Raw genomic sequence first — 16,151 nt, forward strand, 5'->3', positions numbered from 1 at the left:
CCAGGCGCAGAGGGGAGCGCTCATCATGCGGATTGAGGATCCAGGTGGCGGCTGGAGCGCGACCACGAACTTCGAGACCATGTCGCACCAGCAGCTGTACGACATGGTCGCGAATTCGAATCCGAGCAGCGTGCAGTCGATCGGCGACACGCTCAGCACCGCCAGCACGCAGGTGCAGTCTGTGGCCGACGACCTCAACACCCATCTCTCGAAGCTGGAGTGGAGCGGCGCAGCGGCGGAGTCATTCCAGACCTGGGCGCGTCAGATCGTCCAGGCGGCGGACGACCTCTCCGTCTTCCACAACAACGCGGGCCTGGCCGTTCAGACGGCCGGATCCACGCTGTCCTCCGTCAAGGCCGCGATGCCGCCCGTCCCGCAGAAGGAGATGGAGCTGATCGCGGCCTACAAGCGGCAGCAGTTGATAACTGCGAACCCTGGCCAGCTGCCCACGGTCGTCGGTGGCCGAGTCCAACCACCGGCCGCGGTCAGCACGACACCGCAATTCGGTGGCGGCATCACCCAGGCTCAGGCGTACGCTGCCCAGACTGCCGTGGACCAGGCGCATCAGGAAGCCATCACGCAGATGGAGCGCCTTGGCGGCGCGTACGTCGGCGCGACGCAGACGATGGACCTCAACGCGGAGCCGGTCTTCCCGCCGCCGCCAGCGAATGTGATGCCGCCTCAGGGAGGCGGAATTACCGGAGGCAGCACGTATGTCCAGGGGCCGAACGGAGGCGGGACGACCACCACGAGGCGAGTCACTGGGACTGGCTCCGTGACTGGGACGAGTTCTGTCACCGGCTCCACGAACAACGGCAACAACGGTGGCGGCATGGTCGCCCGTCAGCCAACAGCGCCCGGACGCGGCCCCGGTAGCACCCTCCAGGGGGTGAATCCGCCCACCACAGGAACCGGAACCGGGACCGTTCACACGCCCGGTGGCGGACCCACGGGCGGTGCCGGGGGCGGTGGTACGTCCGGTGGTGGCGGTGGTGTCATCGCGCCGCCGCCCGGATCGGGCGGAACCGGGCGGCTCGGTGGCGGCTCTGGGACAGGGCGTTCCGGCTCACCCGGCGGCCTTGGCGATGGCAGTGGGCGCGTTGGTGCCGGAGGAGAGGGCGGAGGCTCGGGCGGTGAGTCCGGGATCAGCGGTGGCCTGAAGGGCGACAGTGGGATCTCCGGGGGCATGGCTGAGTCCGGGCTCGGGTCCGGAGGCGTGGGTGGCGGAATCGGCGGACGTGGCCTAGGTGGCTCCGTTAGTGGTTCGGTTGGCGCCTCGTCCGAGTCGGCTGTCGCCGGAGACGGCGTCAGCGGATCGACCACGGCGCAAGCCGGGTACGCGTCCGAAGGGAGCGGTTCCGCTGCAGGCGGGGCTGCGGGTGAGTCGTCGACGTCCGGCGGAATGATGGGCGGCGGCGGAATGGGTGGTCTGGCCAACGCGGCGGGCCGTGGACGTAAGCGCGGAAGCCGGGCAGGCTATCTTGCCGAGGATGAGGAGACCTGGAATGCGGCTAAGGGGCAGTCGAACCCGGCCGTGATCGAGTAGTCCTCCAACCGATCGCTCGGCGAAAGGGAACAAGTCGATGGCACGGGGTTGGGTCGCTGCGCTGGCTGCAGCCAGCGCGTTGGCACTTGGGCTGAGCACAGCGGCCCAACCAGCGTTTGCTACGAGCATCAAGGCCGAGGAGTGGTGGCTCGGCCCCATGCAGGCCGCCACCATGTGGCAGGAGACCACGGGTTCTGGAATCACCGTCGCGCTGATCGACAGTGGCGTGCAGGCCGACCTTCCCGACCTCGTGGGCCAGGTTCTTCCGGGGAAGAACTTCTCGGCGTTGCCGGGTGGTGCTGACACGGACGTGGATAAGGATGGCCACGGGACCCAGATGGCTTCGCTCATCGCCGGGACAGCGAAGAACGGCGGTGGCCAAGGCGCGCAAGGGCTGGCCCCCGGGGTCAAGATCCTGCCTCTTCGCGTTGTAGGCCAAGGAACTAATGAAGCGACCTTCTCGGCGGACTACTCGGCGCAGCTCGCCGCTGCGATCAACTATGCGGCCGACTCCAACGCGCAGATCATCAACCTTTCCCAGGGGCAGCCAGTGGACGCTCCTGCCGTCAAGGCTGCGGTCGCCTACGCCGAGTCGAAGGGGAAGCTGCTAGTTGTCGGCGTGGGCAACGACGGCGCTGCCGGCGACCCGGTCGACTACCCGGCCGGATACTCCGGGGTGCTTGGTGTAGCTGCGATCAATGAGCAAGCGCAGGTGACGAAAGAGTCGGAGTACGGCCCGCAGGTTGCGATCACAGCACCGGGCTGGGACATGTACGACGCCTGTCCTGGCCCTACTGGCTACTGCGAGTCTCACGGGACCAGTGATGCCACGGCGATCACCTCTGGATCCGCTGCACTCGTCTGGTCCGCGCATCCCACCTGGACTGCCGATCAGGTCATGCGCGTGCTGATCAACACCGCTGATGGCAACGGGAAGCGGGATCCGCACTTCGGGTACGGCGTCGTCCGTCCCCGCATCGCGCTGACGAACCCCGGTGACCCCGGGCCGGCGGATGTGAACCCGCTGATCCCCGCGTCCGCGTCCGGCTCGCCGTCGGCCAAGCCGTCGACGCCTGCGTCCGGCAAGGCCAGCGCTCCGCCCGTCGCGTCCGGCGGGAGCAGCAGCGGAGGCAGCAACACCGGCCTGTACATCGGCGTCGGCGCCGCCGTGGTCGTCCTCGGCGGTGGCGGTGCCGCGTTCGCGCTGATGCGGCGTGGGAAGAAGGACGACCGGAACGGGCCGCCGCCTCCGGGTGCCGGACCGGCCGGTGGCTCGGGGCAGTACGGGTATCCGGCGCCGGGCTACCAGCCGCAGGGCAACCCACAGGGTCAGGGCCCGGTCGGCTACCCGAACCAGGGCGGGCCGGGCGCGCAGAGCCCCAACGCGCCGTACGGAAACCTGCCGAACCCCTACGGAAACAACCCGCCGCAGTGACACTCCATCACTGATCGCCGGGGTGAGCGAGCCCACCCTGTCCGCAGCCATGTGACGTGGCCAAGGACATGGTGGGCTCGATGCTGAGGTCCGCCGACGCCTGTGGTCGCCGTGACGCTGTGTGCATGCATGGCGACCCGCTCGCGCGGATTTCCTATCAGGGCCTCTGACCAGGTATGGTCTTCCTCGTTCGCCCCTATAGCTCAGTCGGTAGAGCGTCTCCATGGTAAGGAGAAGGTCTGCGGTTCGATTCCGCATGGGGGCTCTGCAAAGAAGGCCCGTGTCCGTATCGTGGACACGGGCCTTCGGCGTTCCCGCAGCGGGCGCGGAGGGTTGTGGGGGCTGGGGGCAAAACGTCCGGCGATCCCCCGAACGAGCGCGAACGAGCGCGAACGGGCGCGAACGAGCGCGGGCGTGTGGCGCTTCGTAGGCGGAATGCGTTGTGATGGTGCGTCACAAGACGTGCCTGGGGGAGGCGGAGGCGCTGTGGGTGTTCGGCTGGTGGTCGTCGACGACCACAGGTTGCTGGCCGAGGCGCTCGCGGCTGCGCTGCAACTGCGCGGGCATCGCGTGCTGGCCGTGGGGACTCCGACCGGCGTGGCCGCCGACCTGGTGGTCAACCGCAGGCCGGAGGCCTGCCTGCTCGGCGTCTCGCAGCCGGAGGATCCGGCCGCGTTCGACGTCGTGCGGCGGATCAGGCAGGAGCGGCCCGAGGTAGCCGTGGTGGTGATGGGCACAGCGGACCACCTGGCCGGCGTGGCCTCCGCCTTCGCCGCGGGCGCGGCGGGATATGTGCGCCAGGACGAGCGGATCGACGTCGTGGAGCGGGCGTTGAGTCGCGTTCGCGCGGGGGAGGCGGCCGTGTCGCCGGAGCTGCTTCGCGCTTCCTTCGACCAACTGCTGCGCCCCGCCGTCGAGTCGGACGACGAGGCGGTCCGGCTGCTGCGACTGCTGACCCGGCGCGAGGCCGAGGTGCTGGCGCGGATCGCCGAGGGGCAGGACACGCAGCAGATCGCCGACAGCATGCAGATCGCGCCCAGCACGGCCCGTACGCACGTGCAGCGCGTCCTGGTGAAGCTGGGTGCGCGGACGCGCCTGGAGGCCGCTGCGGTGGCCGCGCGGACGGGGCTGCTGGAGCGGGTCGGCCGCGCCACGCGTTGAGCGTGCGGACCCTGCACGCCTGCTGAGCGAATCCGGTGCACCCGCTGAGCGGGTGACGCGGTCGACCGTAACCGAACAGATCCGAACAAGCTCCCTGTTCACGTGACCCATCCGTGGTATCTGCTGTTCGCTGGTGCGACTCGGCTCGCCATCTCCTGTTGACTACTGCTGAGTTATGTTTGATTATGTTGCGACCGACTCACCAAGAGCGAAGCAGGCGCAGTGGGGAGAACCCGGCAGTGAAGAAGACCAGCACGCGACTGGCCGACGGCCGTGAGTTGATCTACTACGACTCCCGCGACGACGTGTCCCGCACCGCGCGGGACCGGCGTCCGCTGCCGAGCACCGAGACGCTGTCCGAGCTGCGCTACGACCCCGTCCTCGACGAGTGGGTGGTGATCGCCGCGCACCGACAGGGGCGGACGTACCACCCGCCGGCGGACGAGTGTCCGCTCTGTCCGTCCCGCGACGGGCGGTTGAGCGAGATCCCGGAGGCGGACTACGAGGTCGTCGTCTTCGAGAACCGCTTCCCCTCGCTGGCCGCGCACCCGCACCCCGTGGAGGTGCAGGCGCCCGCGCCGCAGACGATCCGGCCCGGCGCGGGCCGGTGCGAGGTGGTCTGCTTCACCTCCGACCACGACGCCTCCTTCGCCGACCTGACGCCCGCCCAGGTCGGCACGGTCCTGGAGGCGTGGACTGATCGCACCGCCGAGCTCTCCGCGCTGCCCGGCGTCGAGCAGATCTTCTGCTTCGAGAACCGCGGTGCCGAGATCGGCGTCACGCTGGCGCACCCGCACGGGCAGATCTACGCGTACCCGTTCGTCACCCCGCGCACGGAGCGGATGATCGCCGCCGCTGCCGCGCACCGCCGCCGGACCGGGCGCAACGTCTTCGAGGACCAACTCGCCGCCGAGCGGGCCGACGGGCGGCGCGTCGTCCTGTCCGGCGAGCACTGGACGGCCTTCGTGCCGTTCGCGGCGCACTGGCCCTATGAGGTTCATCTGTATCCCAACCGGCGCGTGGCCGATCTGCGCGCCCTGAATGACGCCGAGCGCGCCGAGTTCGCGACGCTCTACCTCGACCTGCTGAACCGCTTCGATCTCCTCTTCGCAGCTGAAGAGCCCGTCCCTGGGCGGGAGTCGCCCCGCCGCGCCGACCGCCGCGCGAACCGCACCCCGTACATCGCCGCCTGGCACCAGGCACCCGTCCGGCACACGCCCGGGAACGGCAGTGAGCTCGCCCTCCATATGGAGCTGTTCACCATTCGTCGTACGGTGGGGAAGCTCAAGTTCCTGGCCGGGTCGGAATCCGGCATGGACGTGTTCATCAACGACGTCGCGCCGGAGGATGCCGCGCGACGCCTGCGGGAGGTCAAGCGATGAGTCAGTACCTGGTCACCGGCGGCGCCGGCTATGTCGGCGGTGTGGTCGCGGCCCACCTGCTGGAGGCCGGCCACCAGGTGGTGGTGCTGGACGATCTGTCCACCGGCTTCCGGGAGTCCGTCCCGGCGGGGGCCGAGTTCGTCCACGGCCGGATCCAGGACGCGGGTGAGGTGCTGGAGGGCGGGTCGTTCGACGGCGTGCTGCACTTCGCGGCCAGCTCGCAGGTCGGCGAGTCGGTGGCCGACCCGGAGAAGTACTGGCGCAACAACGTCGCGGGTTCGCTCGAACTGCTGGCGTCGATGCGCAAGACCGGCGTGCGCCGCCTGGTCTTCTCCTCCACTGCCGCCGTCTACGGCGAGCCGAAGACCACCCCGATCGAGGAGACCGCGCCGACCGCGCCGACCAACCCGTACGGCGCGACCAAGCTGGCCATGGACCACATGATCACCAGCGAGGCCAACGCCCACGGGCTGGCCGCCGTCTCGCTGCGCTACTTCAACGTGGCCGGCGCGTACGGCGCGCAGGGCGAGCGGCACGACCCCGAGTCGCACCTGATCCCGCTGGTCATCCAGGCCGCGCTGGGCAAGCGCCCGCACATCTCCGTCTACGGCGAGGACTACCCGACGCCGGACGGCACCTGCATCCGCGACTACATCCACGTCGCCGACCTGGCCGAGGCGCACCTGCTGGCGGTGGGCGCGGCGCGTCCGGGCGAGCACCTGATCTGCAACCTCGGCAACGGCGAGGGCTTCTCGGTCCGCGAGGTCATCGAGGCGGTCCGCCGGGTGACGGGCCGTGAGATCCCGGCGGTCATGGCCGAGCGCCGTCCGGGCGACCCGGCCGTGCTGGTCGCCTCCGCGGCGCGCGCCCACGACGCGTTGGGCTGGCGTCCGCGCCGCGCCGACCTGGACGGGATCGTCCGCGACGCATGGAACTTCGCGCTCTCGCTCGCCTCCGAAAAGGACGAAAGGACCAGGTGAAGCAGTGACCCGACCGGACCAGGCCACAGGCAGCGCCACCACGGAGCTACCGGACGCCGTCATGTACGCGGACGCCTTCGCGGCCCTCTACGGCCGCAGGCCCGAGGGCGTGTGGCAGGCGCCGGGGCGCGTGAACCTGATCGGCGAGCACACCGACTACAACGACGGCTTCGTGCTGCCGATGGCGCTTCCCAGCGCCGCTCGGATCGCGGTGGCGCGGCGCGACGACGGCCTGGTCCGGGTCCACAGTGCGCAGGGCAACGGCGGTGTGGGCGGTGCGGGTGGTGTGACGGAGTTCACTCTCGCCTCGCTCCGACCGGGATCGGTCGCGGGCTGGGCCGCGTACCCGGCCGGTGCGCTGTGGGTGCTGTGCGAGGAGGGGCACTTGCTGCCCGGCCTCGACCTGCACCTCGACAGCGACGTGCCGTTCGGCGCAGGGCTGTCCTCGTCCGCCGCGTTGCAGTGCGCGGTGCTGCTGGCCTGCGACGACCTACTCGGTCTCGGCATCCCGCGCCCGACGCTGGCCCGGCTGGCACAGCGCGCCGAGAACGACTACGTGGGCGCGCCGGTGGGCGTGATGGACCAGACGGCGTCACTGTGCTGCACGGCGGGCGCCGCACTCTTCCTGGACACCCGGGACATGGCGCAGCGTCAGGTGCCGCTGGATCTGCTGGCGGCCGGGCTGCGGCTGCTGATCGTCGACACCCGCGTCGAGCACGGCCACGCGGACGGCGCCTACCGGCACCGCCGCGAGGGCTGCGAGCGCTCGGCCGCGCTGCTCGGTGTCCGCGCCCTGCGCGACGTCGACGCCGACAAGCTGGACGAGGCGTTGGCCATGCTGCCGGACGAGGAACTGCGCCGCCTGACCCGCCACGTCGTCACCGAGAACGCCCGGGTGCTACGCGCGGCCGAGTTGCTGGCGGCGGGCGACTTCGCCGCGCTCGGACGGATTCTGACGGAGGGTCACGCATCGCAGCGGGACGACTTCGCCATCTCCTGCCCGCAGTCCGACGCGGCGGTCGAGTTGGCCCTGGCCGGGGGCGCGCTCGGCGCGCGGCAGACCGGCGGCGGCTTCGGCGGCTGCGTGATCGTGCTGACCGAGCCGGACCGGATCGGAGTGATCGCGTCCGCGATCAAGACCCACTACGCTGCCCAGGGCTGGAACGCTCCGGCCTGCTTCACGGCGACGCCCGCGGCCGGCGCGCGCCGCCTGCTCTGAAGGTTGCTTTGAAGGCTGCTCGGAAGGCTGCTCCGGAGGCTGCATCGCAGCCGACTGCGCAGCCTGCTCCGCATGCTGTTGTCCGAGTACGGACACATAAGCACCTCTTATGAGGTCATAAAGCCAGACCGACTACTGTGACAGTCGGACGCGGGTGAGGCTCGCCTTACCCGCGTTTTGCTGCGTGCTGCCCGCCCGTGCTCGCGCCCGTCCGAGGAAGGACCTCGCTGCCATGACACGCCCTCTCCGGGTCGCCATCGTCGGATCCGGCCCTGCCGGTATCTACGCCGCCGACGCGCTGCTCAAGTCCGACGCCGCGCAGGACCCCGGTGTGTCCATCGACATCTTCGAGCGGATGCCCGCGCCCTTCGGCCTGATCCGCTACGGCGTCGCGCCCGACCACCCCCGGATCAAGGGCATCATCAACGCGCTGCACCAGGTCCTCGACAAGCCGCAGATCCGTCTCTTCGGCAACGTCGACTACCCGACCGACCTCACCCTCGACGACCTGCACCAGTTCTACGACGCGGTCGTCTTCGCGACCGGCGCCAACGCCGACCGCGCGCTCGACATCCCGGGCGTCGACCTCGACGGCTCCTACGGCGCGGCCGACTTCGTCTTCTGGTACGACGGTCACCCCGACGTCCCGCGCACCTGGCCGCTGACGGCCCGCAAGGTCGCCGTCCTCGGCGTCGGCAACGTGGCGCTCGACGTGGCCCGGATCCTCGCCAAGACGGGGGACGAGCTGCTGCCCACCGAGATCCCGGACAACGTCCACCAGGGCCTCAAGCAGAACGAGGCCGTCGAGGTCCACGTCTTCGGCCGACGCGGCCCGGCCCAGGCCAAGTTCAGCCCGATGGAGCTGCGCGAGCTGGACCACTCGCCGAACATCGAGGTCATCGTCGACCCCGAGGACATCGACTACGACGAGGGTTCGATCGCCACCCGCCGGGCCAACAAGCAGGCGGACATGGTGGCCTCGACGCTCGAGAAGTGGGCGATCCGCGACGTCGGCGACCGCCCGCACCGGCTGCACCTGCACCTCTTCGAGTCCCCGGTGGAGATCCTCGGCGAGGACGGCCAGGTCGTCGGCCTCCGCACGGAGCGCACGGAGCTGGACGGCACCGGAAACGTCCGCGGCACGGGCGTCCACCGCGACTGGGACGTGCAGGCCGTCTACCGGGCGGTCGGCTACTACTCGGAGGAGCTGCCCAAGCTCCCCTTCGACGTCGAGTCCGGGACGGTCCCGCACGAGGCGGGCCGCGTCGAGCCCGCGACGTACGTCACCGGCTGGATCAAGCGCGGCCCGGTCGGCCTGATCGGCCACACCAAGGGCGACGCGAACGAGACCGTCGCCTCCCTTCTGGCCGACCACGCGGCGGGCCTCCTCCCGGCCCCGACGCAGCCGGAGCCGGAGGCGGTCGAGCGGTTCCTCGCGGAGCGGGGTGTTCGCTACACGACGCGCGACGGGTGGTACCGCCTCGACGCGCACGAGCGTGCTCTTGGCGAGCCGCAGGGACGCGAGCGGGTGAAGGTCGTCTCGCGCGACGAGATGCTTGACGCGTCAGGGGCGTAGCTGAACCCTGTGCAGCCGGGGAAGTTGCACTTTGCCCAGGGGCGCGGGGCTCTGCTGGTCTGCGCCTCCGCCGCGTGGGCGCGAGTAACCACTGATGACCGGATGGCCCTGTACGTTCGGGGCTCCACCTCGCAGCGTGGCTTGGCGCGCCCACGCTGGGGGTCCCCCCGCCGAAGGCAGGGGGAGGAGCCGCACATCAGCAGAGCCCCGCGCCCCTGGGGTGTTCCCGCTTGCCTCCCCGAAGGTTCCGTTCGGGTGAACGGTTGACATGAAAGGGTCCGGGCGCGGCGCGCGAGCCTACGCTGGTTGGTGTAGGGGGCTGGTGCTGCGTTGGGGGGAGTGGGGGCGTGGGGCGGATCAGGGTGTTGGTGGCCGACGGTCACCGGATATTCGCGGAGGCGCTGGCGACGGCGCTTGCCGCCGAGCCGGATGTGGAGGTCGCGGCGGCTGGGAGCGCAGGCGCCGCAGAGCGGGCGTTGGAGCGGGCCGCCGGGGAGTCCCGCGCGTTCCAGGTGATGCTGGTCGACGCGGACCTCGGCACGGGCGCCTCCGCCCCGCACGTGCCCGCGCAGCGGCGCCCGCTGGGCGCGTCCGTGCCCGCCGTGCCCGCCGTGCCTTCCGGACCATCACAGCCTCCGCCTCCGCCCGGCCCCGCCGGCGTCTCGCCGGACCGCCAGGCCGACGGGATCGCGCTGATCACGCGCGCCCGCGCCGTGCATCCGGAGCTGCGCGTGATCGTGCTCGCCACGGTCGACGACCCGCACCGCGCAGTCCGCGCGCTGCAGGCGGGCGCGGGCGGCTGGGTTGCCAAGGAGAGCTCGCTCGGGCGGCTGATGGCCGTGGTGCGCGGGGTGATGCGGGACGAGACGCATCTGCCGCCGAGCCTGCTCACCGGGGTGATACGCGAGCTCACCGCCGCCCGCCGGGACCGGACCGAGAGCGAGCGGCTGGTGGAGATGCTCACGCCGCGCGAGAAACAGGTGCTGCGCTGCATGGTGGCGGGGCTGGGACGGCAGGCCGTCGCGGACCGGCTCTTCCTCTCCCCGCACACGGTGCGGACGCACATGCAGAACGTCCTCGGCAAGCTCGGGGTCCACTCCACGCTGGCCGCCGTCGCGCTGGCCCGCCGCGCCGGGGTCGGCCCGGTCGACCTGCCTCAGTGAGGCACGTGCTCCAGTCCGTCGAGCCCTTCCAGCGCGTCCAGCGCCGCGCCCGTGCGCAGCGCCTGGCGGCGCAGCAGCTCGGCGCCGACGGAGAAGGTGAGCGCGGTGAGGATGGCGACCAGGTGCTCCTGCCCGGCCAGGTTGGGCACCAGCAAGGCCTCCACCAGCATCGCGCCGCCCACCAGGCAGCCGGTCACGACGGTGCGGTAGCGCCAGGCGATGCAGATCGCGAGTGCGACGACGGCGACGGAGGGGCCGGTGTCGCGGCCGAACTCCGCCGCGTAGGAGAGGCCGAAGAAGCGGCCGTGGCCCATTTCGATGCCCTGCCGCGCGTACATGGTCGCGGCCAGGGTGGACGCGTACGCGATGCCGAGGGTGCGCAGGCGGCCGAGGGAGAGTTCGGCGATGCCGAAGACGAAGAAGACCTGCGCCGCCGCGCCCCAGACCGGCAGGTCGGGCGCGGGGACGAAGAGCGAGAGGGGAGTCCGGGCGAGTTCGACGCCGAGGGGGAGCGAAGCGCGGACGACGCCCAGCCGTTCGACGATCCCCGCGCCGGAGGACGTCCGCTGCCAGAGCTGGAAGAGCACGATGGCCAGGGTCGCGGCCAGGGTCATCGGGATCGCGGGGAAGCCGTTGCGGCGTACCCCGTCCCGTATCGCCCGGGCCAGCGCGCCAAACTCCCGCTCGACGGCGGTGCGTATCGAAGGTATCGAAGGCATGCGCACGTCCTCCGACGGAATTTCTGGTTCGTCCGTAGTCGTCCACAGAATTCGTACGTATTCCACGTTAAGCCTGAAATAAGTGCAGCCTGTGGGTCAGAGGGTCGAAACCAGGATCATTCGGATGAAGGAGTTTCGGACGTCGCTTCCGGAAGCTCGGCGGGGAGCGGCGGCGGAGCGTGCCGCCGCTTGAAGAGCGCGGGCAGGCTCGGCGCGGTGATGAACCCCTCGGCCCGCGCCGAGGCGATGCCGATCCGCGGTAGGTCGCTGGTGCGCTCGAAGAGCAGGTAGCGCGGCTCCCAGATGGGCCGGTACTTGGCGTTCGCCCGATAGAGGGACTCGATCTGCCACCAGCGCGAGAAGAAGATCAGCACCTCCCGCCAGAGCCGCAGCACCGGCCCGGCACCCAGGCGTCCGCCGCGCTCGAAGACCGCCCGGAACATGGCGAAGTTGAGCGAGATCCGCTGCACGCCCAGCTTCTCGGCCTGCTGGATCAGTTCGATGACCATGAACTCCATCAGGCCGTTGTCGGACTCGCGGTCGCGGCGCATCAGGTCCAGCGACAGGCCTTCGCGTCCCCAGGGGACGAAGCTGAGCAGCGCCCGCAGCTCCTCCTCGCCGTCGTGGCACTCGAGCATCATGCACTGGCCGTCGTCCGGGTCGCCGAGACGGCCGAGCGCCATGGAGAAGCCGCGCTCGGTCTCTCCGTCGCGCCAATGGTCGGCGAGGCTGAGCAGCGAGTCCATCTCCTGCTCGGGGATGTCGCCGTGCCGCCGGATCCGGACGGTGTACCCGGCACGCCCGACGCGCTTGTGTGCCTGCCGGACGCCGCGCATGGCGCGGCCGTCCAGGCTGAAGTCCTCGACCTCGACGATCGCCTCGTCGCCCAGCTCCAGCGCGTTGAGCCCGTGGCGGGCGTACACGGTGCCGCCCTCCTCACTGGCGCCCATCACGGCCGGTGTCCAGGCGTGCAGTTCGGCCTGCGCCAGCCACTGGTCGATGGCCCCGGGCCACGCCTCGACGTCCCCGATCGGGTCGCCCGAGGCGAGCGAGACGCCCCCGACGACGCGGAAGGCGACGGCGGCCTTGCCGGTGGGGGAGAAGACCACGCTCTTGTCCCGGCGCAGCGCGAAGTAGCCGAGCGAGTCGCGTTCGCCGTTCCGGTCGAGCAGCTCGCGCAGTCGGGCCTCGTCCTCGGGGCAGAGGTACTCCTTGCCCTTCGGGGCGCGGAAGAGCGCGTAGAGGACCAGCAGGAAGAGGATCACGCTCAGCACGTTGATGGCGATGTCGACCCAGTGCGGGATCCGCACGCCCGCGTGCCCGGAGCCGGCCGGGGCCAGCGTGTAGACGCGCATGATCGCGTAGTCCATCCGGTCCCAGAAGGTGGAACCGGCGGCGGTGTTGGTGATGGTGACGAGCGCGGTGCCGATCAGGATGCCGACCGCCCCGCCGATGATCAGCGTGCCGAGTGCGAGCAGCGGGTTGGACCGGTCGCCCTTGGCGTGGAACTCACGCCGCCCGACGACCAGGGCGAGCAGGAAGACCAGGCTGATCCCGGTGGAGACCCAGTTGAAGCTGTGGCCGCGGACGTCGGAGTCGACCGCCATCAGCAGGATGACCAGGACGATGTACGCGCCGGAGAGGATCAGGTTGAAGATCCAGGCGGCCCGCTTGCCGCGCCGCATCATGATCGCCAGGAACCAGGCCAGCGCGGCCGAGGTGAAGCCGGCGGTCAGCAGGTAGGGCGTGAACAGGTCCCCGGTGTTGTGCTCGGTGACCTGCCGTCGGAACGGGGCGGAGATGGCGCCGAGCAGGTTGAGCGCGGCGGCGATGCGCAGATACCAGACAGCCACCCAGGCGGCTCGCCGTTGCCAGGCCTCGCGGTTCTTGCTGGGGGTCTTGTCGCGGGTCGTTTCGCTGGTCTGGGGAGGGTTCTCGGTAGGCACGTACGCATCCATCCCGTTCTGGGCGAATCCTCATGATTACACACCAGAACGGGACGAATAGGCGAGCTTTAGTGTGTGCCTGGGCCGCTCGGCTCAGTGGTGCTGGTCCTGGCGGAACACGTCGCGGAAGACGTCGCGGAAGACGCCCGCGATCACCGCGTGACCGGTCGGGGTGGCGTGGATGTCGTGGTAGGGCGTGCACTCCCAGGTCCACTCACAGATCCGGGCCACGTTCAGCGGGACCTGGCCGACGCCGGGCAGGGTCGCCTGGTCGGTGAAGTCGAGCGTGGAGAACGCGGTGGCCACGTCCGCGACGTGGAATCCGCCGAGCTTCAGGCCGACCTCGATCGCGCCGTTCAGCGCCACGCCCAGCGTGGCCGAGAGCCGCGCGGCCTGCTGCCCGGACGGGCCGGTCAGCCAGACGGCCAGGAACGGGTCGTAGTAGTTCATCCCCGCGTACTGCGGCCGTCCGCCGCCCGCGGCGTGCAGTGCCGCGGTGATCTCCGGCACCTGCACCGCGACCGTGGCGATGCCCTTGGCGGCGCAGGCGAGGTCGATCGAGCCGCCGGCGAGGCAGCCGTCGACGTCGTTGGCGCCGATGTCCAGGGTGACGTAGCGGACGTGCCCGCGATGGGCGCGCAGGAACTGAACCGCGGCGTCGAGCTGGGACTTCGCGCCGGGGTAGCTGCAGATGCCGCCGTCGATCATCGTCTCGGTGGTCTCGCCGCTGCAGCCGAGCTTGACGTGGACCAGGTTCGGGTCGTGTTGCTTGAGCTGGGCGTAGAGCTGGTCGGTGTAGGAGACGTCGGTGTTGTGGCCGACGTTCGGCTGGTACCCGGCGGCGAGGGAGTCGCCGAGCGAGACGTAGTAGTCGGGTGCGCCGTGGTGGTCGGCGGCCGCCGGCTGGGTAGTGAGGCCCAGGGTCGTGGTGTGCGTCGCGGCTGTGGCCGGGCCGGCCAGACTGAACGCCAGTAGTGCGGCACCGGTCACGGCGCCGAGGGTGCGCGCGAGGCGCGGGAGCCTGCTGCGTGCGGTCATCGGGCGGTCCCCCCTTCCGGAGGCCGCCGTTTGCGGTCCCCGGCAACGGAGTAGACAACCCGTCGGTAACGCCTGGCAATACCTGTGCAGACGGCAGTTGACGAGGCGGAAGTTGAAGCACCGTCAGAACCCGGAGGGCTCGGCCCAGTCCGGGGCGGTCCGGCTCAGACCGGTTCAGCCCAGGTCGGCCCGGGTCAGTCCGGGTCGTTGTCGAACGGTGCGACCAGCTGGCGCAGCAGCGAGGCCAGCTCCTTGCGCTGGCCGTCGGGCAGTTCGGCGAGGATCTGCCGCTCGTGGTCGAGCAGCCCGGACAACGCGGCGTCAGCCCGCTCCTGCCCGGCCTGGGTCAGCCTGACCAGGACGCCGCGGCGGTCGTCGGGATCGGGCAGCCGCTGGACCAGGCCCTTGCCGGCCAGGCGGTCGATCCGGTTGGTCATCGTGCCCGAGGTGACCAGCGTCTGCGTCAGCAGCTGGCCGGGGGAGAGCTGGTAGGGCGTGCCCGCCCGGCGCAGTGCGGTGAGCACGTCGAACTCCCACGGCTCCAGCGCGTGCTCGGCGAAGGCGGTGCGGCGGGCGCGGTCGAGGTGGCGGGCGAGCCTGCTGATCCGGCTCAGCACCTCCAGTGGCTCCACGTCGAGGTCGGGGCGCTCGCGACGCCATGCTGCGACCAGCCGATCGACCTCGTCCTCCATGGTGATCAGTGTAGTCGGATATCTATCGACATGAAGTCTCTTGACATCAAGAATTTCTGGACGGCATGCTAGAAGTATCTTGACGTCAAGATAAATGAAGTGGAGGGACGACCGATGAACGCCGTCTCGTGGGACCCGAAGCAGTACCTCCGGCACGCCGACCTGCGCAGTCGACCGTTCTTCGAACTCGTCGACCGGGTGCCCGGCACCCCGCGACGCGTCGTCGACCTCGGCTGCGGCCCGGGCAACGTGACGATCAGCCTGACCGAGCGGTGGCCGGACGCGACCCTCGTCGGCGTCGACAGCTCACCCGAGATGATCGAGCAGGCCCGCCGCGACCACGCCGAGAGCGGCGTCGCGTTCCGGGTCGGCGACATCGTCACCTACGACCCGGCCGAGGACGAGCCCGACCTGATCCTCTCCAACGCCGCGCTGCAGTGGGTGCCCGGACATCTGAAGCTCTTCCCGGGCTGGATCGAGGCGCTGCCGCAGGGCGGGGTGCTGGCCTTCCAGGTCCCGGGCAACTTCGACCAGCCCTCGCACGCGCTCCTCACCGAGCTGCGCAACAGCCCGCGCTGGCGCGACACGGTCGGCGGCCCGCACCGGGCGGCGATCCCCGAGCCCGCCCAGTACCTGGCGACGCTGTCGGGGCTGGGCTGCGCGGTGGACGCGTGGGAGACCACGTACCACCAGGTCCTCCACGGGGAGCAGTCGGTCCTCGACTGGATGCTCGGCACCGGCCTGCGGCCCACCCTCGACCTCCTCCCCGACCCGCAGCAGCGCGAGGCGTTCCTCGCGGAGTACGCGGCACTGCTCGACGCGGCGTACCCGCGTCAGGACTTCGGCACCGTTCTGCCCTTCCGCCGCGTGTTCGCGGTGGCCGTGAAGATGTAGAAGATGTAAGGGAAAAGACCATGATCGTCGCACTCGACCATGTCCAGCTGGCCGCGCCTCCCGGCACGGAGGACACGCTGCGGGCCTTCTACATCGGCGTCCTCGGCCTGACCGAGATCCCCAAGCCGCCGGTGCTGGCTGCCCGCGGTGGGGCGTGGTTCGCCACGGGGGACGGCTCGGTCCAGATCCACGTGGGGGTCGAGGACCCCTTCGTCCCGGCGAAGAAGGCGCATCCTGCTGTGCGCGTGCGGGGGATCCGTGGGTTCGCGGAGGAGATCGCCGCGAAGGGCGCGGAGGTCGTCTGGGACGACAACCTCCCGGGCCATGACCGCTTCTACAGCTTCGACCCGGTCGGCAACCGGATCGAGTTCCTCGAACCGTTCAGCTGAAGCAAGCGGGA

The 16,151-nt window shown here is 70.5% G+C and carries 14 protein-coding genes and 1 tRNA gene; 11 read left to right on the top strand and 4 right to left on the bottom strand.

Translation table 11 applies throughout. The features are described from left to right. Nucleotides 1–25: 25 nt before the first annotated feature. From ABH940_RS04280 to ABH940_RS04320, 9 genes are all read left to right on the top strand, one after another. Nucleotides 26–1,546, top strand: coding sequence for a WXG100 family type VII secretion target (locus ABH940_RS04280; protein ID WP_370061477.1), 1,521 nt, complete (start codon nt 26–28; stop codon nt 1,544–1,546). A gap of 37 nt (nt 1,547–1,583) precedes the next feature. Beyond that, nucleotides 1,584–2,981, top strand: a complete 1,398-nt coding sequence (mycP, locus tag ABH940_RS04285; RefSeq protein WP_370104346.1) for a type VII secretion-associated serine protease mycosin — start codon at nt 1,584–1,586, stop codon at nt 2,979–2,981. Between the two features lie 192 nt (nt 2,982–3,173). Continuing rightward, a tRNA-Thr gene (locus tag ABH940_RS04290) sits at nt 3,174–3,246 on the top strand. A 221-nt stretch (nt 3,247–3,467) separates the two neighbouring features. Then, entirely contained in the window at nt 3,468–4,142 is a 675-nt protein-coding gene (locus ABH940_RS04295) for a LuxR C-terminal-related transcriptional regulator (RefSeq protein WP_370061473.1), read from the top strand. Between the two features lie 239 nt (nt 4,143–4,381). Continuing rightward, nucleotides 4,382–5,524, top strand: coding sequence for a galactose-1-phosphate uridylyltransferase (gene galT, locus ABH940_RS04300; RefSeq protein WP_370104348.1), 1,143 nt, complete (start codon nt 4,382–4,384; stop codon nt 5,522–5,524). After that, a complete protein-coding gene (gene galE / locus ABH940_RS04305) occupies nt 5,521–6,504 on the top strand; it encodes a UDP-glucose 4-epimerase GalE (RefSeq protein WP_370104351.1) in 984 nt (327 codons plus the stop codon). The genes galT and galE overlap by 4 nt, the downstream gene beginning before the upstream one ends. A gap of 61 nt (nt 6,505–6,565) precedes the next feature. Next, on the top strand, nt 6,566–7,723 hold the full coding sequence (gene galK / locus ABH940_RS04310; RefSeq protein ID WP_370104533.1) for a galactokinase: 1,158 nt from the start codon (nt 6,566–6,568) through the stop codon (nt 7,721–7,723). A 232-nt stretch (nt 7,724–7,955) separates the two neighbouring features. Beyond that, on the top strand, nt 7,956–9,299 hold the full coding sequence (locus tag ABH940_RS04315; protein WP_370061467.1) for an FAD-dependent oxidoreductase: 1,344 nt from the start codon (nt 7,956–7,958) through the stop codon (nt 9,297–9,299). A 347-nt stretch (nt 9,300–9,646) separates the two neighbouring features. Next, nucleotides 9,647–10,462 carry a LuxR C-terminal-related transcriptional regulator gene (locus tag ABH940_RS04320; protein WP_370104353.1) on the top strand — a complete coding sequence of 272 codons (816 nt, stop codon included), beginning with the start codon at nt 9,647–9,649 and terminating at the stop codon, nt 10,460–10,462. On the opposite strand, the gene ABH940_RS04325 is transcribed toward ABH940_RS04320, so the two are convergent. From ABH940_RS04325 to ABH940_RS04340, 4 genes are all read right to left on the bottom strand, one after another. Further along, the gene (locus tag ABH940_RS04325; RefSeq protein ID WP_370104355.1) at nt 10,456–11,181 is read right to left on the bottom strand and encodes a hypothetical protein; all 726 of its coding nucleotides are present in this window, start codon (nt 11,179–11,181) and stop codon (nt 10,456–10,458) included. The two genes, ABH940_RS04320 and ABH940_RS04325, sit on opposite strands and share 7 nt — an antisense overlap. A gap of 116 nt (nt 11,182–11,297) precedes the next feature. Continuing rightward, nucleotides 11,298–13,127 carry a phosphatidylglycerol lysyltransferase domain-containing protein gene (locus tag ABH940_RS04330; protein ID WP_370061461.1) on the bottom strand — a complete coding sequence of 610 codons (1,830 nt, stop codon included), beginning with the start codon at nt 13,125–13,127 and terminating at the stop codon, nt 11,298–11,300. A gap of 93 nt (nt 13,128–13,220) precedes the next feature. Then, on the bottom strand, nt 13,221–14,165 hold the full coding sequence (locus ABH940_RS04335; RefSeq protein ID WP_370104357.1) for an SGNH/GDSL hydrolase family protein: 945 nt from the start codon (nt 14,163–14,165) through the stop codon (nt 13,221–13,223). Nucleotides 14,166–14,359: 194 nt separating this feature from the next. Next, a complete protein-coding gene (locus ABH940_RS04340; RefSeq protein ID WP_370061457.1) occupies nt 14,360–14,857 on the bottom strand; it encodes a MarR family winged helix-turn-helix transcriptional regulator in 498 nt (165 codons plus the stop codon). Between the two features lie 114 nt (nt 14,858–14,971). Between ABH940_RS04340 and ABH940_RS04345 the strand changes: the two genes are divergently transcribed. Then, nucleotides 14,972–15,751: a methyltransferase domain-containing protein gene (locus ABH940_RS04345; RefSeq protein WP_370104359.1), complete on the top strand. Its 780-nt coding sequence runs from the start codon at nt 14,972–14,974 to the stop codon at nt 15,749–15,751. Between the two features lie 20 nt (nt 15,752–15,771). Further along, nucleotides 15,772–16,140: a glyoxalase gene (locus tag ABH940_RS04350; RefSeq protein ID WP_370061453.1), complete on the top strand. Its 369-nt coding sequence runs from the start codon at nt 15,772–15,774 to the stop codon at nt 16,138–16,140. Nucleotides 16,141–16,151: the final 11 nt, after the last annotated feature.

Origin of the sequence: Streptacidiphilus sp. BW17 (assembly GCF_041262485.1) — a bacterium.
Classification (GTDB): domain Bacteria; phylum Actinomycetota; class Actinomycetes; order Streptomycetales; family Streptomycetaceae; genus Streptacidiphilus.